The 20,099-nt window shown below is 59.2% G+C and carries 19 protein-coding genes and 4 pseudogenes; 19 read left to right on the top strand and 4 right to left on the bottom strand.

Annotation, left to right across the window (positions count from 1 at the left end):
• Positions 1–8: 8 nt before the first annotated feature.
• On the bottom strand, positions 9–734 hold the full coding sequence (locus P0Y33_RS18355) for a helix-turn-helix domain-containing protein (RefSeq protein WP_279530249.1): 726 nt from the start codon (positions 732–734) through the stop codon (positions 9–11).
• Positions 735–823: 89 nt separating this feature from the next.
• On the opposite strand from P0Y33_RS18355, the gene P0Y33_RS18350 reads away from it, so the two are divergent.
• From P0Y33_RS18350 to P0Y33_RS18315, 8 genes are all read left to right on the top strand, one after another.
• On the top strand, positions 824–1,936 hold the full coding sequence (locus P0Y33_RS18350) for an MBL fold metallo-hydrolase (RefSeq protein ID WP_279530248.1): 1,113 nt from the start codon (positions 824–826) through the stop codon (positions 1,934–1,936).
• Positions 1,937–1,939: 3 nt separating this feature from the next.
• Entirely contained in the window at positions 1,940–3,199 is a 1,260-nt protein-coding gene (locus P0Y33_RS18345; RefSeq protein WP_279530247.1) for an MFS transporter, read from the top strand.
• Between the two features lie 115 nt (positions 3,200–3,314).
• Positions 3,315–3,728 carry a thioredoxin gene (gene trxA / locus P0Y33_RS18340; protein ID WP_279530246.1) on the top strand — a complete coding sequence of 138 codons (414 nt, stop codon included), beginning with the start codon at positions 3,315–3,317 and terminating at the stop codon, positions 3,726–3,728.
• A gap of 94 nt (positions 3,729–3,822) precedes the next feature.
• Positions 3,823–4,161 (top strand): hypothetical protein, encoded by a 339-nt coding sequence (locus P0Y33_RS18335; RefSeq protein WP_279530245.1) that lies wholly within the window; start codon positions 3,823–3,825, stop codon positions 4,159–4,161.
• Positions 4,158–5,408, top strand: coding sequence for a M20 family metallopeptidase (locus P0Y33_RS18330; protein ID WP_279530244.1), 1,251 nt, complete (start codon positions 4,158–4,160; stop codon positions 5,406–5,408). Before P0Y33_RS18335 ends, P0Y33_RS18330 begins: the two co-directional genes overlap by 4 nt.
• A 186-nt stretch (positions 5,409–5,594) precedes the next feature.
• Positions 5,595–6,338 carry a DsbA family protein gene (locus P0Y33_RS18325; protein WP_279530243.1) on the top strand — a complete coding sequence of 248 codons (744 nt, stop codon included), beginning with the start codon at positions 5,595–5,597 and terminating at the stop codon, positions 6,336–6,338.
• On the top strand, positions 6,335–6,883 hold the full coding sequence (locus P0Y33_RS18320; RefSeq protein WP_279530242.1) for a hypothetical protein: 549 nt from the start codon (positions 6,335–6,337) through the stop codon (positions 6,881–6,883). Before P0Y33_RS18325 ends, P0Y33_RS18320 begins: the two co-directional genes overlap by 4 nt.
• Before the next feature lie 3 nt (positions 6,884–6,886).
• A complete protein-coding gene (locus tag P0Y33_RS18315; RefSeq protein WP_279530241.1) occupies positions 6,887–7,819 on the top strand; it encodes a cytochrome c biogenesis CcdA family protein in 933 nt (310 codons plus the stop codon).
• Between the two features lie 305 nt (positions 7,820–8,124).
• Here P0Y33_RS18315 and P0Y33_RS18310 read toward each other — a convergent pair whose 3' ends face one another.
• Positions 8,125–8,568, bottom strand: coding sequence for a hypothetical protein (locus tag P0Y33_RS18310; RefSeq protein ID WP_279530344.1), 444 nt, complete (start codon positions 8,566–8,568; stop codon positions 8,125–8,127).
• A gap of 165 nt (positions 8,569–8,733) precedes the next feature.
• Here P0Y33_RS18310 and P0Y33_RS18305 point away from each other — a divergent pair, with 165 nt between their 5' ends.
• The 7 genes and pseudogenes from P0Y33_RS18305 (at position 8,734) to P0Y33_RS18275 (ending at position 13,465) form a co-directional block, all read left to right on the top strand.
• The gene (locus tag P0Y33_RS18305) at positions 8,734–9,093 is read left to right on the top strand and encodes a winged helix-turn-helix domain-containing protein (RefSeq protein WP_058984935.1); all 360 of its coding nucleotides are present in this window, start codon (positions 8,734–8,736) and stop codon (positions 9,091–9,093) included.
• On the top strand, positions 9,090–9,377 hold the full coding sequence (locus P0Y33_RS18300) for a DUF7521 family protein (RefSeq protein ID WP_382215707.1): 288 nt from the start codon (positions 9,090–9,092) through the stop codon (positions 9,375–9,377). Before P0Y33_RS18305 ends, P0Y33_RS18300 begins: the two co-directional genes overlap by 4 nt.
• 145 nt (positions 9,378–9,522) lie before the next feature.
• The gene (locus P0Y33_RS18295) at positions 9,523–9,861 is read left to right on the top strand and encodes a thioredoxin family protein (protein ID WP_279530240.1); all 339 of its coding nucleotides are present in this window, start codon (positions 9,523–9,525) and stop codon (positions 9,859–9,861) included.
• A 15-nt stretch (positions 9,862–9,876) separates the two neighbouring features.
• Positions 9,877–10,994, top strand: a pseudogene (locus P0Y33_RS18290) (aminotransferase class V-fold PLP-dependent enzyme).
• Positions 10,995–11,211: 217 nt separating this feature from the next.
• Positions 11,212–11,571 carry a thioredoxin gene (gene trxA, locus P0Y33_RS18285; protein WP_279530239.1) on the top strand — a complete coding sequence of 120 codons (360 nt, stop codon included), beginning with the start codon at positions 11,212–11,214 and terminating at the stop codon, positions 11,569–11,571.
• Positions 11,572–12,593: pseudogene (locus P0Y33_RS18280) on the top strand (NAD(P)/FAD-dependent oxidoreductase).
• 176 nt (positions 12,594–12,769) lie between these two features.
• Positions 12,770–13,465 (top strand): HAD family hydrolase, encoded by a 696-nt coding sequence (locus tag P0Y33_RS18275; RefSeq protein WP_279530238.1) that lies wholly within the window; start codon positions 12,770–12,772, stop codon positions 13,463–13,465.
• Positions 13,466–13,538: 73 nt separating this feature from the next.
• On the opposite strand, the gene P0Y33_RS18270 is transcribed toward P0Y33_RS18275, so the two are convergent.
• Positions 13,539–13,907, bottom strand: a complete 369-nt coding sequence (locus P0Y33_RS18270) for a hypothetical protein (protein WP_279530237.1) — start codon at positions 13,905–13,907, stop codon at positions 13,539–13,541.
• 618 nt (positions 13,908–14,525) lie between these two features.
• On the opposite strand from P0Y33_RS18270, the gene P0Y33_RS18265 reads away from it, so the two are divergent.
• Together P0Y33_RS18265 and P0Y33_RS18260 are read left to right on the top strand one after the other, a co-directional pair.
• Positions 14,526–15,089: an MMPL family transporter gene (locus tag P0Y33_RS18265; RefSeq protein WP_279530236.1), complete on the top strand. Its 564-nt coding sequence runs from the start codon at positions 14,526–14,528 to the stop codon at positions 15,087–15,089.
• Positions 15,090–15,739: 650 nt separating this feature from the next.
• Positions 15,740–16,195 carry a ferritin-like domain-containing protein gene (locus P0Y33_RS18260; RefSeq protein ID WP_279530235.1) on the top strand — a complete coding sequence of 152 codons (456 nt, stop codon included), beginning with the start codon at positions 15,740–15,742 and terminating at the stop codon, positions 16,193–16,195.
• Positions 16,196–16,325: 130 nt separating this feature from the next.
• Here P0Y33_RS18260 and P0Y33_RS18255 read toward each other — a convergent pair.
• Positions 16,326–17,575, bottom strand: a pseudogene (locus tag P0Y33_RS18255) (phage integrase SAM-like domain-containing protein).
• A gap of 972 nt (positions 17,576–18,547) precedes the next feature.
• On the opposite strand from P0Y33_RS18255, the pseudogene P0Y33_RS18250 reads away from it, so the two are divergent.
• Together P0Y33_RS18250 and P0Y33_RS18245 are read left to right on the top strand one after the other, a co-directional pair.
• Positions 18,548–19,539: pseudogene (locus P0Y33_RS18250) on the top strand (ParA family protein).
• Positions 19,539–20,012 carry a hypothetical protein gene (locus P0Y33_RS18245; RefSeq protein ID WP_279530234.1) on the top strand — a complete coding sequence of 158 codons (474 nt, stop codon included), beginning with the start codon at positions 19,539–19,541 and terminating at the stop codon, positions 20,010–20,012. The pseudogene P0Y33_RS18250 and the gene P0Y33_RS18245 overlap by 1 nt, the downstream one beginning before the upstream one ends.
• The last annotated feature ends 87 nt before the right edge of the window (positions 20,013–20,099 follow it).

Below are 20,099 nucleotides of genomic sequence, written 5' to 3'. Positions count from 1 at the left end.
CGGCCGGGTTAGTCGGCGGCCTGTTCTTCCTGCGGGGTTGTTTCGACCTGTAGCGGGTTCGATGTCGTCGTCGCAGTGACTAACCGGAGGAACTGACCCGCGTTCGTGAGGAGTTTGTTCTCCGCCTTTCGAAGGTGTTCCTCGTACGTCGACCGAGCGACGGCCGTCTGCTCGGCGAGGTCACGCAGCGACGTCTTCCGTGGCTGTTCGTAGTAGCCCGTTTCGAGCGCTAACTGGAGTGCTGCCACCTGCCGGTCTGTGAGGTTTTCGAAGAGCTGGTCGACCGGGGCCAACATACTGTGCGGAACCTGTTTCTCTGAAATCGAGGTTTTCGAGAGGAGTTCGATCTCTCTATCAGAGCGCAAGTCATCGAGCAGCGCCCGGATGTCTTCTCCATCAAACGCAATCACCGTGTAGTGCTCCCAGCCCTGTCGGTAGATGGTCGGGGACTGATACAGGCAATTATGTTTCTCGAATCGGTCGATAATCGATTCGTCGAGCGAGCAGAGACAGGACTGCGTAACGACGTGATACCCGTCCTCGTCCGCTGACTCGTGCAGCACGGTGCCGAGCTGATCGATTAACTCGTCGGTGGGCGTCTCCTCGGCTGTGATTTCGAGAACTTGGCAGTCGCTCAGCGGCCACTCGCGTATCGTTAAGTCCGGATAGCGTTCCGATATCGACCGGTACGGACACTCGTGTTTGACCCGGATCGACGCCTCGTACAGACTCATACGAACACATTTGGCCTCGGCAAAATTAACAGTGCCGGTCATGTCCGGCAGTAGCCTGTTGCTGGTCTCCCTGCTACACGGAACCACAGATGGAGGAACTACCGCCGAACGAAGTTAGCGAACTGGTACACGACGGCGACGAAAATCTTCTCGTCGTCGATATCCGCCACGAAGCAGACTTCGAGGACTGGCATATCCCGGGGAGTGTCAACGTCGACGTCTACGACGAACTCACTGACGACCCCGAACAGGCCAAAGACGCCCTCTCCGACCTTCCACGTGAGGAGCGGATTGTCACGGTCTGTGCCGCAGGTGTCGTCTCCCAGACTGCGACAGAGGTCCTCAATGAACTGGGCTACAACGCAGTAACGCTCATGGATGGGATGAATGGGTGGAGCCGCATCCATCGGCACGCAGAAGTACCAGCCGACCTCGATGGCACGCTCGTTCAGGTCGCGCGTCCGGGAAAGGGCTGTCTTTCACACGTTCTCGTCTCGGACGGGGAGGCCGCCGTCTTCGACCCGTCGCACTATCTCGACGAGTACGAACTGATCCTCGACGATTACGATGCCACCCTCGTCGGCGTCTTCGACACGCACGCCCACGCCGACCACGTCTCCGGAGCCGCAGAGCTCGCCGACCGACACAATACATCCTACTACCTTCACCCGAAAGACGCGCTCGCGCTCGACGCGACACCCCTCGAAGACGGCCAGGCCGTACCGGTCGGACGGGCCGACGTCGAGGTCATTCACACGCCAGGCCACAGTGAGGGAAGCGTCTCCTTCGACATCGAGGGGGCGGCGTTGCTCACGGGCGACACACTCTTCCACGAGAGTGTGGGCCGCGTCGAACTTGGCGTCGAAGCAGGCATCGAGGATTCCGATGTCGAACGGAACGCGGCAACACTCTACGAGAGTCTCCAACGATTGCTCGATCGACCGGACGACGCGCTCGTCCTGCCGGCCCACGACCCTGGGTCCCCTGAACCGCCAGTCGCTGCGACCCTTGCTGAAGTCAAAGACCAAAACGACGATCTGGGCCGCGACCGGGAGGAATTCGTCGAGGAACTCGCAGCGGACATTCCGGACCATCCGCCGAACTTCGAGCGTGTCAAGCGGACGAACGTGGGACAAGAATCGGTCTCGGCCGACGAACTGGCCGAGCTGGAACTGGGCCCCAACAACTGCGCCGCCGAGTAATCCATGAGTACGGAAACTGACCTCAAACAGGGTATCCGTGAGCACCTCGGGCAGTTCTCACTCCACGTCCTGTTGGTGTTCGCCACGGGACTGACTATTGGGTCCGAACGGGCTGTCGTCCCGGTACTGGGCCGTGACGTCCTCGGCGTCGAGTCCCTGCTCGTCATCGGCTCGTTCGTCGTCTCCTTCGGCTTTGTCAAGGGCCTCCTGAACCTCTACGCCGGCAAATGGGGCGGCGAGTACGGCCGCAAGCCCGTACTCGTCCTTGGCTGGGCGACCGCACTCCCGCTGCCCATCATCCTCATCTACGCCCCGAGCTGGGCGTGGATAACTGTCGGGAACGTCTTACTGGGGATCAACCAAGCGTTGACCTGGAGTATGGCAATTAACGCCAAAATCGACATCGCGGGCCCCGACCAGCGCGGCCTCGCGGTCGGTATCGACGAAGCGTTCGGGTACACCGGCGTCGCCGTCGGCGCCTGGGTGACGGGTGTCATCGCCGCTCAGACGAGCCTTCGGCCGGAGCCGTTCTACTTCCTCGCTGCTGTCGTCGTGCTGGCGTTCCTCATCTCGATCTTCCTGATCAAGGAGACGGCCCACCTCGCGGAGTTGGAGGTCGAGGACGACGACCACCACGACGCGAACCTGCCGTTCGTCGAGGTCCTGAAGCGTGCGACCTACGGCGACAAGACACTGTTCGCCGCGGCCCAGGCGGGACACATCGAGAAGTTCGTCGACACGCTGTTCTGGCTTGCCGTCCCGCTGTATCTCACCAGTCAGGGACTCGGCATCGCGGCGGTCGGATTCGTTGTCGCCGTCCACAGCGCGATGTACTTCCTCCAGATTGCGACCGGCGGCCTCGCCGACCGCATCGGACGCCGACCACCAGTCCTCGCCGGGATGTTCCTCGCCGGCGCGGGCGTCCTCGGGATGGTCCTCGTCAATGGGTACCTCCCGTGGATTGTACTCTCCGGAGTGTCGGGGCTCGGGATGGCGTTGCTCTACCCGAACCTGATGACAGTGCCTGGAGACGCCGCGCACCCGACGTGGCGTGCGACCGGAATGGGCGTCTACCGGATGTGGCGGGACACCGGCTACGGCGTCGGCGCCATCCTCATCGGCCTCTCGATGGAGTTGCTGAGCATCGAGGCCGCGTTCTACGTAATAGCCCTGTTGATGTTCGTCTCAGGAGCGATCGTGTACGTCTGGATGAAGGAAACCCACCCCGAGTTCGGGACGCACGAACCGCCCGCTCCGGAGTGACTAGGTACAGCTCGCTCACTGACTTCCCGAGGCATCACGTCGAACCCGTGCGCCAGTACAGTATTGTGACATTCGTACAAAACAACTAAAGCGTCGCGTGTCGAAGAACCACAGCATGGCGGAGAATTTAGAGGAGATTCGACAGCGGAAACTGGAAGAGCTTCGTGACAGAGCCGAGTCAGCGCAGACGACCGAAGCCACCACGCAGACTCCAATGACGCCGATCCAGATCAACGGACAGGCCGCGTTGGCTGAAACTGTCGACGAGCACGACGTCGTGCTCGTGGACTTCTACGCGGACTGGTGTGGGCCGTGCCAGATGCTCGAACCAGTCGTCGAGACTATCGCCGCCGACACCGACGCGACGGTCGCAAAGGTCGATATTGACGCGAACCAACAGCTCGCCGCCGAGTACGGCGTTCAAAGCGTCCCCACGCTAGTCCTGTTCGCGGACGAGCAGCCGGTCGAGCGGCTGATCGGAATGCAAGACGAATCACGGCTTCGCACCGTTATCGAGAACCACACATAACCACCCCACTATGGCCGACAATCACTCGTCATCAGACCAGCAGACCGCCAGTACTCAGTCGATCTCCGACGTGGCGCGAAGACTTGAATCGCCGTTGACCGACACCGTCGGTGAGTCACTGGTCGGTATTGCTGCCTACGAGAACGGCGAGTACAGCGTCCCGTACCGGGACGGCGCTGCGTCCGCCCAGTACACGACGGCGGACGTCACCGCGATTCTGGAGAACGTTCAGCTGGAGGGGATCGGTATTCCAGCGTACGAAAACCACCACGGGCAGTCGTTACGCGCGACTGCTCGCGTCTACGAGGATGTGGTTACAGTCGTGGTGCCGGTCACGGAGACCACAGGTCTCGTTGTCGCCCTTCGAAACGATACGGAGCACGACCCGTACGAAGTCATCCAAACGGTCGAAGCCGCGGTTTCAGAGCGATGAATGAGGGGATTCTCGCCGAGTACGTGCACACCCACCGCGAGGAACTGGTCGCGCTCGGTCTGGATCTCCTCGTAATCGATACGGCCAACCCACCTGGCGATACGCGCGAAATCGTTGCCAAGATCGAGGAGTTCCTCGACCCGCTTCCCGTCGACGTCGAGCAGTTCGCGGTCGATCCGGCGAAGCCGAACCTGCTCGTTCGGGTTCCCGGTGAGTCGGACCGCACGCTCCTATACAACGGCCACCTCGATACCGTTCCATTCGACGACGAGGCGTGGGCACACGACCCCCTAGGCGAACGTGTGGACGACCGCGTCTACGGCCGCGGCGCAACCGACATGAAGGGCGCTGTGGCGTCGATGCTGTTCACGATTCAAGCCTTCGCAGCCACCGACACTGAGCCACCTGTCGACCTTCTGTTTGCGTTCGTGAGCGACGAGGAGGTGGGCGGCGATGCGGGCCTGCCCGCGCTGCTGAAGAATGGGGATCTCAACGCGGATGCCTGCGTCATCGGGGAGCCGACCTGTGAGAAGGGCCGGCACTCCGTCACGGTCGCGGACCGGGGCAGTATCTGGCTGACGCTCGAAGCCAGCGGTGAGGGTGCCCATGGCTCCCGGCCAGTACTCGGCGTCAACGCAATTGACCGACTCTACAATGCCGTGGAGACCTTACGCGAACGGTTCGGCACCCAGCGACTCGATATTGACCCTGACGTGGAGCCGATCGTCGAAGAGTCCATCGAATACTACAGCCCGTCGATGGGCGAAGACGTCGCTCGCGATCTGTTCCAGTATCCCTCGATCAATCTCGGCATCCTTGAGGGGGGCGACGCGATTAACAGCGTCCCACAGTCCGCTCGCGCCGAAATCGACGTACGGTTGACAGCGGGTGTCCACACGCCCGACGTGCTCGCGGGGATTCGGGAGTGTGTTGCCGACTGCGAGGGTATCACGATAGCCGACGTCTCGTGGAGCGTCGGGACCGCCGAACCTCCCGGCAGTCCGCTCGTCGAAGCTGTCGCGTCGACGGCGGCGGACGTTACGGGCGAGCGTGTCTTCCGGCGGAGTGCCACGGGCGGCGGGGACGCCAAGACCCTCCGAAACGCGGGGGTGTCGACTGTCGAGTTCGCGCTCGGAACCGACACCGTCCACGCGCCCGACGAATACGTCCCCGTCGACGTGCTCGTCGACAACGCGGTCGTCTACGCACAGCTTCCGACTGCGTGGCAGTTCCAGATAGATCAGTAGCCGCCCATAGATACATTGTACTGACTACTTTAATGGGGAGACTCCAACTGGTGTTCTTCAAAACCGAGTGGACTTCTTCTAATTGCAATCCCTTGTAGCGTGCTGCCCACTATCCGCACTGGGCGCATTTTTGCAGACCCTGTGAATCGCCATTTCAACCATATATGACGAGGGCGCAATCCAAGTATGGATATTCCGTCTTCGATCTCACGACGGCGTGCGGTTCTTGGCGGTATCGGAACAATCCTCGCAGGTGGTGGCATCGTCTACGGGGCTTCGAGGCTAGACGCAAGCCAGGATTCGAAAGTTCCGACTGCGGCCCCGTTCCATACCAGTTCGAAAACGACCGGGTTTGAAATTGACCTGCAGGGCCATCCGATCATGGGGCCATTAGACGCCCCTATCGATATGTACTACTGGAGTGACTACCAGTGCCCCTTCTGCCGTCGCTTCGAGCAGAATACGCTTCCGAAGATAATCCGGAACCACGTCCAATCGGGCACCGTTCGGGTCGTCTTCATCGAGTTTCCCTATATGGGCAAAGCGTCGATGACCGCGGCGGTGATGGATCGCTGTGTCTGGCGGCAGGTGAGAGAGGACACCCCCGAGGCGTATTGGCGGTGGCATTCGACGCTCTTTGACAAGCAGGGCTCAAAGAACTCGGGATGGGCGTCGAAAGCAAATCTCCTGGAGATCACTCAAGGCGTCGACGGTGTCGATGCAAGTGCTGTCGATTCGTGTATGCAGACCCACCGAAGCGAGATTGAGGCGTCGATTAACAAGGATATGAGCCAGGCGGCACAGTTCGGGATCCGTGGGACGCCTGCGTTCATTCTCTACAATCGCGATGTAGATACCGCTGGCAAACTCGTCGGGGCACAGCCATACGACCGATTCGACGAAGCAATCACACGGGTGCAGAACGCATGATCGCCCTGCGTCTCGAACACCACACCGAACAGCTTCTGGCAGCACTGGCCTATCCGCTGACGTCTACGATACGGGGACTCCTGTTCGTCGGGGTCTCCGTCGCAACCTACGTCCTTCTAATTTTGAGTTCATTCCCGGAGTACTCGATGCAGATGCTCGGTGCCGACTTCGGGTATCTCGATACTGCACTCGTGGCGCTCACTGCGAACACGTACGCGACAATTGGAGCCATCGGCCTCGGGCTGATTGTTGGGTATGCAATCTTAACTGGCGTCGCGGTCACGAACGTAGCTGGTCGAGTAGCTCAGGTCGGACTCTCAGGATCCAGAGGGTTGTCGAGTGCGATTCCCGGCCTGCTCGCATCCGGCTGTGCGAGCTGTGGCGCGGGTGTTCTCGGCCTCATGGGGTTCGCTGGTGCATTAGCAGCGATGCCGTTTCACGGGAACCTGCTCCGTGTTGGGGGCCTCGCGCTTCTGATTGGGTACCTCGCTCGTGCTGGCGACCCACGCTACTGTACGATCGACTTGGTTACCGAGGGTGAGTGACCGATGGCGCTGTTTGCTTCATCATCGATACTTGTGGCGGCATACGCTGCGGGTGTCTTGATGTTCTTTGCCCCCTGTAGTGTTGGGCTCCTCCCTGCGTACCTCTCGTATTTTTATACACAAGGCGAAGATGCAGTGCGAGCAGACCAATCGGACGCGTCTGGTCCTGTCCGGACAGCATTCCTGGTTAATGGCATTCTGGTGTTTCTCGTCGGGGCGATTCCGCTCTTCTACATGTCGGTTGCCGGTATTCGGGTTTTGCTCCCCGGCTATGAGCTGATCGTCCCACTCGCGAAACTCGGAACAGGGAGTTACTATCCCCCAGTCGCCGTTGTCGTCGTCGGCACACTCCTCATGCTCTTGGGACTCGGTCGACGTGCAGTGGTCGATGGACTTCGCGTCGGCGGGTTCGTGACGGCCGGCGTGGTCACCGTCTATCTGCTTATTGGCGGTGTCGTGCTTCTCCTCGGCCAGTGGATCGAACCGTATCTCGTGTCGATGGAACTCCTCGTTGGGCCGCTCTTGATCGGTATCGGTATCATGTACTTCTACAATCTGTCTCCGCTGCAGTCGGTTCGCCTCCCTGAGCGAGATTCAGCAACGATTCCAGCCTTCTTTGTGTTCGGTATCGTGTACGGTGTTGGTAGTTTAGCGTGTAATTTGCCGATCTTTCTGGGGATGATTCTCACATCGTTCACGACGGAAGGGCTGGTCGAGGGACTTGCCGTGTTTGGCTCATTCGGAGCGGGTATGGGAACGCTGATTCTCGGTGTCAGTGTTGTCGCACGCGTTACGGGGGGTTCACTCTCGCTTGGTAGATACGGACAGTCCGCTCGCTACGCTGGCAGTCTGGCCTTCGTCGTGATCGGCGTCTACGTGACGTGGTATTCGCTCCGGTCGTTCGGGTATCTCCCTGGCGGGGCGATGTTCGGATAGACCGGACAGTAGTGACTCATCCTCGTCCAGAGGACTCACGTTTCGCAGGATTTAGAGTCTGACCGAAATCGGTATACAAAGCCGAGAACCCCAACTGTTAGTGCCGCCACCAGTATCCGGATGAGTCCGCCTCCGAGGGCCGCCGTTGCACCACCAGCAGCGGTAGCTCCGGCAGCGCCTGTCGCGGCCGGAGCGGCAAAGAGACAACAGAGACTCAGTGCACCACCGAGTCCGAGCAGTGACCAGCGGCGCCGTGAACCCGTCTCGTCGGTTGTTTCTGTTTGAGTGTCTGGCATTTGACTGGTCTACTGATGTGTGGTCGTCTGCTTCGGTTCTACCTCACAGGACTCACACGGACGTTGTGAGCGAACGTACAGAAGCCCGGCGAAGAGCGCAACACTCACGACTCCCAGAAGCGGCCGGAGCGGGTCGAAGTACGTCATTAGCGCGGAACTGCTAAACAGGGCAAGCAAAAACGCGTTGCAGATCGGGCACCCAAACGCTAGAAATCCGAGAACAGCACCCGCAGTTGCAGTCTTTTCGTCGCCACGCTGCTCCGTTGTTCGCTGTAACACGTAGAAGCCCAGGAATCCAGCAGTGAGAGCGAGAAAGAGATAATCCAACAGCGTTCGGGGAACCATCCGAACGTAGACCGGATTGGGAATCAATCCAGTGACGACCCCGAACAGCACAAACGACCCGACGCTGATGACTGCCGCTTTGAGATGCCGTCTCTGAAACCGTCTCATCAGTACTATCGCTCGGGTTGCCGGGCTGTAAAGGACGCTGTCTGTTTGCACTATTCGCAAAAAGCCTCGTACCACGATACGACTCTCTGAACGGGAAAATCTCAGCCTACGAACCTGGATCGGGTGAACCACCGAATCTTTACGCCCACCTCACAATGCAGAGATATGGAGAGTCGTGAGGGCAATCCGTCCGCGTCCCTCCTCGAAGTCTTTGCGGACGACTACTCACGCACGATTCTACTTGCAGCTGAGGAGGAGCCACGAACGGCAAAGGATCTTAGCGAGGTCTGTGACGCGTCGCTGGCGACCATTTACCGTCGCATCTCCACATTACGGAGCCATGATCTCATTGCCGTCCATTCGACGATCGGCTCCGGTGGAGAGCACAAACAGCTGTTCGAGACGACGGTCGAGGCGTTCCACGTTTCAATCGCCGACGGTGAGTTCGAACTCTCCGTCGAAACACGTGATGAACTCGCCGATAATTTCGCTTCGCTTTGGGAGAACTTCCGGGAGAGCACATGATCAGCCCATCAATCGTCGTCGTCAAGCTGATTACGCTGTTTCTCAGCCTTCTGGTCGCGTACCTCGCCTTCTACGCATACAAGCGGAGTGAGAGCCATCCGATGCTCTACGTTTCTGTCGGCTTCGTATTCATAGGAGTCGGAGCTATCTGTGAAGGCCTCGTCTACAGTGTGTTGGGAACGTCGCTGTTCTCAGCGGCCCTCATACAGGCAGTACTCGTCTCATTTGGGATGGTGCTAATATTACGTTCGGTGATGTCTGATTCGAATAACGAGGCTATCTAACCCGACAATTGTGTGCTCGTGGCATCCACGGATGGCCCTCGCATCGCTTTACTCTCATTCAATAGCTCTGAGACGAAAGACATGCCCGACCTATATTGTATAGTAAGCCCAAGACTATTAACAATCCAGTGCATAGAGTCTGTTAATGGCAACACAAACAGCGAAGACGGACAGCGTGGGTTCACTCGACGATGGCGACCTTGAGACTGCCGTCGAGGACAGCGGCGTCACTCTCGTGGAGTTTTACACGGAGTGGTGTGGGACCTGCAAGCGGATGAAGCCGGTTCTCGAAACACTCGCGGAAGACACCGACGCGACGGTTCTGACGATCGACATCGAGTCGAACCTCGAGACGGCGATCGAGTTCGGTGCCCAGAGCACGCCCACGTTCGTCCTGTTCGCCGACGGGCAACCGGTGAAACAGCTTCGAGGTGGCCAGAACGAACAGACACTCCGCGACCTGATCGCCCGATATCACGACTAACTCCTCGAGAACGAGATGAACCCCAGAGAACTTCGCGCCGACACGCCCGCCCTGCACGACGACGTCTACCTGAACTTCGGTGCTCACGGGCCGAGCCCGCGGTACGTCGTCGAAGCGCAGACGAGTTCGTGCGGTCACACGAGTACGAGACGAATACCCGAAACGACCCCTACGAGGTGGCATTCGACGAATACGACCGCGTACGGGAGCGCGTCGCCACCTTCGTCGGTGCGGACGACGACGAAATCGCACTCACGGAGAGCACCACCGCGGGCATCAACGCCATCGCGAACGCCATCGACTGGGAGCCCGGCGACACCGTCGTTCGCACCGACCTCGAGCACCCAGCCGGAACGCTTCCGTGGCAACGCTTGAAACAGCAGGGCGTCGACGTTCGCGTCGTCGAGACCAAAAACGGTCGAATCGATCTCGACGTCTTCGCCGAAGCCGTTGAGGATGCACGACTTGCGTGCTTCAGTGCGGTGACGTGGACACATGGCACCCAGTTGCCCGTCCGCGACCTCGTCGACATCGCCCACGAGGCGGGTGCGTTCGCGCTCGTCGACGCTGTACAGGTGCCGGGACAGCTCCCAATGGACGTCGACGAATGGGGTGCTGACGCGGTCGCAGCAGCCGGCCACAAGTGGCTCTTGGGGCTCTGGGGCGGTGGCTTCCTCTACGTCGACGGCGACGTCGCTGAATCGCTCACGCCCAACACGGTCGGCTACCGGAGCGTTGAGACACCGACGGCGGACCCCTACGAGTTCGCGGTCGGTGCCCGACGATTCGAGGTCGGCTCGTCGAACCCCGCTCCCCACGTCGCCCTAGCTGAGGCGATTGATGCGATCGACGAGATCGGAATCGATCGCATCGCGGAGCGAATCCAGACCCTGGCCGGACAGCTCGTGGACGGCATCCCGGACGGTCAGCTCTACAGTCCCAATCCGCCCGAGTCGGGCCTCATCACGATCGACGTCGACGATCCCGAATCGACGGTCGAACGACTGGCGACAGCGGGATTCGTCGTGCGCTCGCTCCCGAGCCCGAACGCGATCCGGGTATCCGTCCATGCAGTCAACACTCGGGAGGAGGTCGACGGATTGCTCGACGCGCTCGAATCGGAGTGGAACTGACGTCGAAGTGCGATGGGTTGTCCGCCCATACGTACACTGTTTTTACAATTGTGGGGGCGAGTATGAGTCGCGGCAGGACGCGTTCTGCGCTTACGTTGGTGTTACACCGGTTTTTATGCCATGCTTGCTTCGTGGCCCCCAGACTGCTCTTTGAATTGTGTGGAGTATTGTGGAAATTGAGCAAGACTTAATGGTCGGCAGTCCGTAGGGACAGGTGATGGCAACCGATACTGCAACCGACGCAGGCAGCACTCCTGCGAACGAACCGATCCACGTCGATAGCGCCGACGACCTCGATGCCCTCGTCAGTGAGCACAACGTCGTCCTGACGGACTTCTACGCCGACTGGTGTGGCCCCTGCCAGATGCTCGAGCCGACCGTCGAGACTATCGCCGCCGAGACCGCCGCGACGGTCGCGAAGGTCGACGTCGACGCGAACCAGCAACTCGCAAGCGCCTACGGCGTCCGCGGCGTCCCGACGCTCGTCCTGTTCGCCGACGGCGAGCAGGTCGAGGAGATCGTCGGCCTCCAGGGCGAAGACCAGCTCCGAACGCTCGTCGACTCCTACACGAACTAGATGAGCACGGACGTACACGACCTCGTCATCGCCGGCTCGGGAATCGCCGGCCTCTCGGCAGCGGTCTACGCGGCCCGCGCCGACCTCGACCCCTCGTCCTCGAGGGCGACGAGCCGGGCGGCCAGCTCACGCTGACGACCGACGTCGAGAACTACCTCGGCTTTCCCGACGGCGTCGGCGGCATGGAACTCGTCCAGCGCGGTAAAGAGCAGGCTGAGCAGTTCGGCGCTCAGTTCGAACACGGTCGCATCGAGGACGCGGCCCTCGACGGCAGGCCGTTCGAGCTATCGCTGTCGACCGGCGACACGATTCACACGCGCGCGCTGATCGTCGCGACCGGTGCGAGCGCGCGCTGGGTCGGCGCCGAGAACGAGGACGAGCTCATGGGGTATGGACTCTCGACGTGTGCGACCTGTGACGGCGCGTTCCACCGCGGCGACGACGTGCTCGTCATTGGTGGCGGCGACAGCGCGATGGAGGAGGCGTTGTTCCTCGCGAAGTTCGCCGATTCCGTGACGGTCGTCCACCGCCGCGAGGAACTGCGTGCGTCCGAGATCATGGCCGACCGTGCTCGCGACCACGACGACGTCCAGTTCCGGTGGAACACGGAACTCGAAGCCATCCACGGCTCCCAGGAGAAGGGCGTCACCGGTGCCACGCTCGTCTCCCACCCCGATGGCTACCCCACGGAGAAGGCCGAGTCCGGGGTCGACGTCGAGCGGGAGACCGTCGATGTTGGCGGCGTGTTCTACGCGGTGGGCCACACGCCGAACACGCGGTTCCTGGATGAGACTGCCGTCGAACGAGACGAAAGCGGCTACATCTTCACGCAGGCAGACGATGTCGGCCGACTGACGGCCCGGACGAGCGTCGATGGCGTGTTCGCTGCCGGCGACGTCGCCGACCCCCGGTACCGCCAGGCGATCACGTCCGCCGGCACCGGGAGTATGGCTGCCCTCGACGCCGAGGAGTTCCTGGATACAGTTCACGAGGCAGACGAAAGGCCAACAGTGCCAGCCTAATAAGATCTGACCCACTCGGTCATCAACCGGTATCAGGACAGCTCCGTACGGAAGGGACTTCGTACTGGTGAGCTGTCGTTCGAGCTGATGACGTCAGCAGTTTCCCTATCAGTAGCGGTTTAAGTGCTAGTAGGAATTCAATAGCGTTCAAATAGAACAGTCTGTTAGTCAACAGTATGACGCAACTTGAGGCAGTTCTCTTTGATCTCGATGGGACATTAGTGCAGTACAAGAGATCGCCAGGAGAGGTATTAGAGGAGGCATTTGACGCCGTTGGCTGTAACTCATTATTCTCGGTTGAGGACTACTATGCACGGTATGACGAGTTCGCGGAGAAGTGTGCCTCAATGGAGGAACTTCGATCCGACTGTTTCGCGGCGCTCGCTGCGGCAAATGGATATGATCGACAGCGTGGCCGAGCTGTTGCGAACGCATTCAACGAAGAGCGTGATCAGACCCGGGTTGAGTTACTACCCGGTGTTTCGGACGTGTTGGACGAACTCAGTCACGCATATCGACTCGCAATCGTAACAAACGGAGCCCCGGATGCCCAACAGCAAAAGATCAACGCCGTAAACCTTACCCAGTGGGTTGATGAAACGATCATCGCGGGACACGACATTTCCCCGAAACCAGACCCAGAACCGTTTGACCGAGCCCTTCGATCACTCAATGTTACTTCGACGGCTACGGTGCATGTCGGGGACTCACCAGAAACAGATATCGCAGGTGCAACTGCTGCCGGAATTGCCTCCGTCTTGGTCTCCGAGACAGACAGACATAAAGAATACACGCCAACATATCGTATCGAGTCAATCCGTGAGCTTCTATCACTACCATGGATTGAACGTCCAGCACCTCGTGACCGATAAAAGAGCTCGTTACCCATTACGCATACTGGCCGACATCAAAGCCCACTAGCCATTATGAATTCTACAAAGCTAGTTAGGTATGTTCGGCGCAAGTCTCGATAAACGACTCCAGATTGATTGTGCAATCCCGCTCGATGGACACTACGAGCCCGTCGAATTCGTCGCGAACGAACTGAAAGACGAACATCTCCTCAAAACTCAGGACTGAACACTGGTAGTCTCCGCCATGGAAGCGCCGTTCCATCACGTCCGACCGCATCGTATCAAAAAGCAAATCATCGAAAACCTCGTCAAATTCCGCTTTCGAATATCTCGCATCAACCTCTTCGCTAAGATATTGGAACTCGTAGCCGCTCTTGTCATACTCCGCAATCACCCGTAGGTTCTCCTCTCCAACTTCTGACCGAATTGCCTTAATTCGATCCGTGATCGGAGTGGCCATAGTAACACCCAGTCACGGATTTAGGAAAAATATGTGGGTGACCCTCACAGGAACAAGTAGTCTATAAAAGGCTAAATCTTGAATCGCCCAAAATTCTACTACAATTCATCGACCACGGCAGTCCCTCTTGTGCTGGAAACCGAACCTTCGGTATCAAGACACTGGGGACGCTGGTCGCCATCGGTGCCATCGTCATCGGGGAATACTCCGCCGGAGTGCCGATGGTCGACCGATCGACCTCCCTCGACCAGTTCCAGACCGACGCCGACGAAACCGACGAGCTCGATTACATCGACGCCAACTTCTCGAGCGGGGCGACGGGCATGACCTCTGCAAAGGCCATCGTGCGGGACGAGAAGATCCTCGAGAAGGAGACCCACGTCACCATTCTCGAGTACGAACGGGCGCTCCAGACCAACGAAACAGTCAACGAGACCCTCGTCGAGAACGACTCCACCCGGAGCGTCGCGAACCTCGTCGCGACAACCTCGATCCGGGAAGACCGGGCTGCCGAGCTACAGACCCGCGAACGTGAACTAGCGAGGACGGAGACGAGCCTGGCGGAAGCGCTCGATTCGCTCGAAAGCAACCCCAACGATAGCGTTCGCGCCCGTACTCGTGTGGACGTTCAGTGCGATCGGGTGGTTCGACATCGCGTTCAGCCAGCCGTTCATCGTTGTCCTCGTCCTACTGATCGGGCTCTCCATCGACTACGGGCTCCACGTCGTGATGCGCTACCGGGAGGCTCGAGAGTCGAGCGAGACGTCGCCCAGTCGCGCGATGACTGTCGCACTCGGGAGCGCCGGCGGCGCACTCGTCTACATCACCACGACGACCGTCATCGGCTTCCTCTCGAACCTTACGAGCGCTCTCGGGGTGTTCAGCGAACTCGGCGTCGTCAGCGCTATCGGCATCGTGGCTACGCTGCTCGTTCCGGCGCTGAAAGTCGAACTCGAAGGGGTCATCGAACGCCGGGAGATCGACCGCCTGAAACCAGCCGTCGGAACGGGTGGCGGGCCGGTCAGTCGCGTCCTGGATACGGGGGCAACGCTCGCGACGAAGGCGCCCTACGTCGTCATCGCCGTCGCGCTCCTCGTCAGCGCGACGGGTGCGTACGGGGCGACAGGTATCGACGCGAGCTTCGGGCAGTCGGATTTCCTCGCAGAGGATCCCGACGACTGAGTGAAAGACCTCCCCGATCCGATCGCACCCGGGATATACACGGCGGAGAAGGGGATCGACACGGTCGAGCTACCATCGGAAGCAGCGGATGGCGATGTAGTCAGGTTTGAGAGGACCACCGAAAGCAGTGACTGCCGATGATCGGTCGGTGGAGACGAGACGGCCACTGTCGTCGAGGATATCTTCCAGCGTGTGCTCGAGCGAGGTGCAGTCACTGCCGCGGATATCGAGGTGGCTATCGAGCGTGACGATATCACTCCAAAAGAAGTCGCACGTTTTCGCCGTGCTTGGCTCAAAGGGGACTGAGTCCGGCAGTATCACTCGACGTCAACGGTTTCCAGTCGGTCACGGATTACGCTCTTGGCCGGCAGGGTTTTCTCGTGTTGTTCTTCCGAATGTCGTTTAGCTGTGCGATGGTCTCTTCTTCATCCGCAGCCCAATCAGAACACACAGCCGAGGTTGCAGGTATGCGTCCCGATACTCGATAATCTACCTCTCGAATACCGTCTGCGACATATTGTACCTCGACTACTGAAAGGGGCAACCTGGTCGAAGAGGACGCAATCTATGGTTACGTACTCATCAAGCACGGTTGGAGCGAACAGGTGCGGCGGTGGATATATCGGCGCATGGATGGTAGTGTAACTTGTATGACCTCAGACCGCGTCATCGACCTGCTTCAGAAGGCCTACGGCGACGAGATGGAGACCGTGATGAACTACCAGACGAACGCGATCGTTCTGGACGGAGTTCGTGCCGAAGAGATCAAGCAGAGTCTCCAGCAAGACATCCAAGAGGAACTGACCCACGCCCAGCAACTTGGGAACCGTCTCAAGCAGCTGGATGCCCGACCGCCTAGCTCGGCAGAGTTTACCGCTCGGCAGGACTCGCTGCAACCACCCGAGGATTCGACCGACGTGCTTTCGGTAATCCGAGGTGTCCTCGACGCTGAAGAGGACGCTATCGAGACATATCGGTCGATCATCGATGCTGCTGAGGACGCTGACGATCCGGTCACCGAAGATCTCGCCGTGGCAATTCTCGCCGATGAGGAAGCCCACCGAACCGAATTTCGGGGCTTCGAAAAGGAATATCAAGACGACTGATCTCCCTCGTCAGGGAGCGTAAGGCGCACAATTTCGTTCAACACGAAATGGGTGGGAATGTACGATTCGAGTAGAGCCTTAGTTGCCGAACATCGTGATATCTCGTTTGCCCAAACTCTGATGGATATTATCACTCCGTATGGGATCTACTTCCAACGTGGTCGATTTGTTCTAGAGCTTCTGTAGCGACATCCCCCAATTCCCCGGCCTCAATATGTGAGTACCGCTCTCGAACCATCTCTTCGGAATTATCGAGATACCGGGCCGCCACCGTGTACCCAAACGCGCGGACAAGTACCTCCCCCATCCCTCGGCGACCACCGTGCGGGGCCAGATACTCGTGTTTCGGATGGGCGATCTCGATCTCGGCGGCCTCCGAGAGCCGTCGAAGAATCGACCGTGCGCCGCCCGTCGTGATTGACGGCGGCCGAATGTCCTCATCGAGCACCAGCAGCAGGTCGCGAGCGTACTCATCACGCCGCTCAGTTATTGCCTCTGGGCGTTCCCCTCGGTCGGTGAGATCATCCCGGACGAGCTCTGCGAGCGTCCGTTGGTCGAACGTCGGAAACACCGGCCACCGCTCCGTCGGCGGGTCCATCAGCTGGCGATAGCTTCGCAGCGGGGAAATCACTGGATCGGGGAGACTCGCGGCGTCCCACTGCTGTTTCTTCCGGTAGACGTCCATACTTCCGTCGTCGAGGAGAGGTCCTCCCAGCGAACGCCGCGCCGGCGCGGGTCGTTCGGATCGCGGAGGAGTTCGCCAACGCGGACGGCGGTGTACGCGAGGACGAACACCAGCGCCCGGTCACGAGCCGCCTTCAGCGCCGCGTAACGTGCTCGCTGCTTGTCGAGGGGGTCAGTATCCTCTGGGAGTGTCGTGTACGCCTCGACGGCGTCGCGGGCCCGTTCGTCGACGTGACGGGTGAGGGCGTGGCGCTGTTCGGACGTCCAGGCCTGCTGGTCGCCGGGCTTGCGGCCGTCGTCCTCCGGCAGCGGCGCCATCGCACTCGCCCGCTGCGCGTAATGCGCCTCGAGATATCCCTCGTTGACACACCACCCGCACCACGCAGAGATATAGCGGTAATAGGTTTGTACCGTGTTCTGCTTGAGTCCCCGATCGCCGCCGAGATGTCGGGCGTACTCCCGGAACACTCGTTCATCAAGATCGTCGAAGGTCGGCTCCCGGTCGACATCGTCGGGAACGATCCCGGTCCAGTCGTCGGCGCCGCGGTCGCCGGCGGCCCACTCGGCGAACCGCTCGAGTTCGCGTGCAGCGTTACGTCGGTAGTTCCCGCCGTCGCCGCCGCGGCCTTTCCCCTTGTCCTGAAGATAGCGTTCGAAGCTATCGTCGAGCGGCGTCGAAAGCGCTCGATCAGACATCCACCGGCCCTCCACCGTCCTGCGGGCCCGGTCTCGGTGTCTCTACCCCGGGGAAGCGCCGTCGTGAGGCGGTTGCAGCATTCGTGCTTCACCGACGGCGGCAGGGTACTTCAATGTGGTCGTGATTACGGGCATAATCACGACCAACAGGATGAACAATAGAATCCCGCTATTTCGGCGGTTTCTCCGCCCCTATCCGCACATTAGGCGATCTAAGCAAATTATAAATCATATGCCGCTATATTAAAATTGGGTAGCGTCAGATACGGCGAAATCCCGAGAAAACTGTTCTTGAGCGGCTACAACAGCCTATTCCGGCGTTTTCCCACTGGAGATGGACGAAGAGCGGCTACAGAAGCCTCGCCCTCGAAACTGACTCTCGACCGCCAGCGTTGAACCCCTGCTTGGCATTAGAACTCTCGAGAGTTGAGCAGACCGATCCACATCTTCAGAACCAATCCAGAATACGTTGTCTGTTACAGGCGTCTGTAGGTGTTTCTACATCCCGCCTCTATCCACCGTGCAGCCCTGACCTCGTGCGCGTGAAGTTACAGACGGGCGCCTGTACCGAATTTCTGTAACAGGCGTCTGTCCCGTCTTGCCCCGCACAGATAATCCAGCTGGCTATTGGCACCGAATGTTCGTACCGGACACCTGTAACTACTGGCTGTTACAGACATCTGTAACAGCTATCTGTATTAAATATCTGTATCAGCCAGCTCGTCCCGCGATTGCGTGCCAGATTACAGCAATAGACCCCAGGCACAAATTACAGACAACCATTACAGCCAACAATTCCAGACGGGGAGGTTAATTTCCAATATTCGGGAAATGCGTTCATATGAGCCGCTCAGACGCACTATATCATAAATTACGTCTATTACAGACATCTGATACAGACCACTGTTACAGATTGCTGGCCCGATTGTCTGACACAGATATATGTAACAGGCACTCGAATAGAAGGAGTGTATGATATCCCTCGTCGTCTACTCCGAATCAGGAGGCACGTACAAGACCACTACAACCGGAAACCTCGCAGATGCGTTCCAGCGCGCAGGTCTTGATACTCTCGTCATCGATCTGGACCCCCAAGAGGGAAACCTCACCACCCTCTTCGACGTCGGTGAAGACCGTAGCGACCCCGACGCAGACAACATCGTTCGTCACATTCTGGAGCGACCAAAGGGGCCATTCAAGGACCTGATCAAGACGAGCAGTGAAGGCGTCGACGTCGTCCCGAGTCACGATATGCTCGGTGACTTCACAAGCAATCTCGAACAGAAGATATCCTACGAGGCTCAGATGGAGGGAATGGACAAAGAGGACTATCCGCGGTTTGAGCTTCTCTACAACCTCCTCTGGGAACAAGAGGAACTCCAGAAGGAGTATGATGCTGTTCTCATCGACCCGAACGCGCGTGCAGAAGACCTCCTCTACAACGCGATCTACGCCCTTCGAACTCTCGTCGCGCCTGTCAAACCAGCCGGGAAGGGGAACCTGAGTCTCGACGGCCCAGAACAACTGGTCACTGGCATGGAGGACAAACTGGATATCCAAGTCGGACTCTCCTGCGTGGTTCCGAGCGGCGTCGGGCAGACGAACGCCCACCAACAGTATCAGCAAAAGTTCGAGGGTACTGAAGAGTTCGCGACGCCAGTCTCGATAGCTGACCGCGAGAGTATGATGGACGAAATGTGGGAAGCACGTGGGTCGGCGTTCAAGGTAGTCGAAGAACGCTGGAAGACCCACGAGGTCAACGGCGAGATGGTTTCTGAACCGGGCCAGCGCCGCGTCCCTGACCGTGAGATAGATACCCTGGAAGATCTCTGGACGCTGGCGTACTTCATCGGGACAGAGACGTTCGATGCGGACATCCCAGAAGAGCTCACGCTGAGATTCAGGACCACGGGAATGTGACTCTCCGCCCCTCATTCGGTGAAGAGCCTGAGGTGACTAACTGATGGGGGGTATGAAGAAGGGGTCTGGCAACCTCGATTTCGGAGAAGAGGACGACGACTCGGACAAGAGTCCAGAACCCGAGTCTAGCGAGGAACACGAAGAGTCCGAAGCAACCAGCACCGAGGTGGAGACCGACGAGACGGTCGATGGCCCGGATGGAGATGATGCAGGACGACCGGGTGCATCGACAACCACGGAGGAAACGAAGTCCAATTCCAGCGAGAGTTCGTCAAGGTACCCATACTTCGTGCGTCGGAGTAACGTCGGAGACGAGCGAGACAACCGTCTGGAGTTGTTCGCACGCGACGAGGTCGTCTCCCAAGAATCGGAGTTTCGGAGCCAACTCGCGTCGGAACTAGGGGCCGATGACATCGCGAAGACGGACGCTCGCGAGTATGCGCTTCTCGCGGCGTTCAATAACGTCGAAGACGTGGCAGAATTGATGCGTGAGGACGGGTACGGCGAACTCGATTAGCACCGCCGTCTTTCACTTTCACCCCGGGGACCGCTGAGTTTTATTCAGCGTTCAACCTGAAACAGTCGCTCGATATAGAGGGGGAAT

The sequence above is a fragment of the Halospeciosus flavus genome, from assembly GCF_029814175.1.
GTDB classification, from domain to species: domain Archaea; phylum Halobacteriota; class Halobacteria; order Halobacteriales; family Halobacteriaceae; genus Halospeciosus; species Halospeciosus flavus.
Note: the sequence above shows the minus strand (reverse complement) of the source record. Positions and strands in the feature narration are given on the sequence as shown.

Excerpts from the sequence above, each read along its gene's own strand:
- P0Y33_RS18355 (WP_279530249.1), bottom strand. The coding sequence starts at position 734 with ATGAGTCTGTACGAGGCGTCGATCCGGGTCAAACACGAGTGTCCGTAC.
- P0Y33_RS18350 (WP_279530248.1), top strand. The coding sequence starts at position 824 with ATGGAGGAACTACCGCCGAACGAAGTTAGCGAACTGGTACACGACGGC.
- P0Y33_RS18345 (WP_279530247.1), top strand. The coding sequence starts at position 1,940 with ATGAGTACGGAAACTGACCTCAAACAGGGTATCCGTGAGCACCTCGGG.
- trxA (WP_279530246.1), top strand. The coding sequence starts at position 3,315 with ATGGCGGAGAATTTAGAGGAGATTCGACAGCGGAAACTGGAAGAGCTT.
- P0Y33_RS18330 (WP_279530244.1), top strand. The coding sequence starts at position 4,158 with ATGAATGAGGGGATTCTCGCCGAGTACGTGCACACCCACCGCGAGGAA.
- P0Y33_RS18325 (WP_279530243.1), top strand. The coding sequence starts at position 5,595 with ATGGATATTCCGTCTTCGATCTCACGACGGCGTGCGGTTCTTGGCGGT.
- P0Y33_RS18320 (WP_279530242.1), top strand. The coding sequence starts at position 6,335 with ATGATCGCCCTGCGTCTCGAACACCACACCGAACAGCTTCTGGCAGCA.
- P0Y33_RS18315 (WP_279530241.1), top strand. The coding sequence starts at position 6,887 with ATGGCGCTGTTTGCTTCATCATCGATACTTGTGGCGGCATACGCTGCG.
- P0Y33_RS18310 (WP_279530344.1), bottom strand. The coding sequence starts at position 8,568 with ATGAGACGGTTTCAGAGACGGCATCTCAAAGCGGCAGTCATCAGCGTC.
- P0Y33_RS18305 (WP_058984935.1), top strand. The coding sequence starts at position 8,734 with ATGGAGAGTCGTGAGGGCAATCCGTCCGCGTCCCTCCTCGAAGTCTTT.
- P0Y33_RS18300 (WP_382215707.1), top strand. The coding sequence starts at position 9,090 with ATGATCAGCCCATCAATCGTCGTCGTCAAGCTGATTACGCTGTTTCTC.
- P0Y33_RS18295 (WP_279530240.1), top strand. The coding sequence starts at position 9,523 with ATGGCAACACAAACAGCGAAGACGGACAGCGTGGGTTCACTCGACGAT.
- trxA (WP_279530239.1), top strand. The coding sequence starts at position 11,212 with ATGGCAACCGATACTGCAACCGACGCAGGCAGCACTCCTGCGAACGAA.
- P0Y33_RS18275 (WP_279530238.1), top strand. The coding sequence starts at position 12,770 with ATGACGCAACTTGAGGCAGTTCTCTTTGATCTCGATGGGACATTAGTG.
- P0Y33_RS18270 (WP_279530237.1), bottom strand. The coding sequence starts at position 13,907 with ATGGCCACTCCGATCACGGATCGAATTAAGGCAATTCGGTCAGAAGTT.
- P0Y33_RS18260 (WP_279530235.1), top strand. The coding sequence starts at position 15,740 with ATGACCTCAGACCGCGTCATCGACCTGCTTCAGAAGGCCTACGGCGAC.
- P0Y33_RS18245 (WP_279530234.1), top strand. The coding sequence starts at position 19,539 with ATGGGGGGTATGAAGAAGGGGTCTGGCAACCTCGATTTCGGAGAAGAG.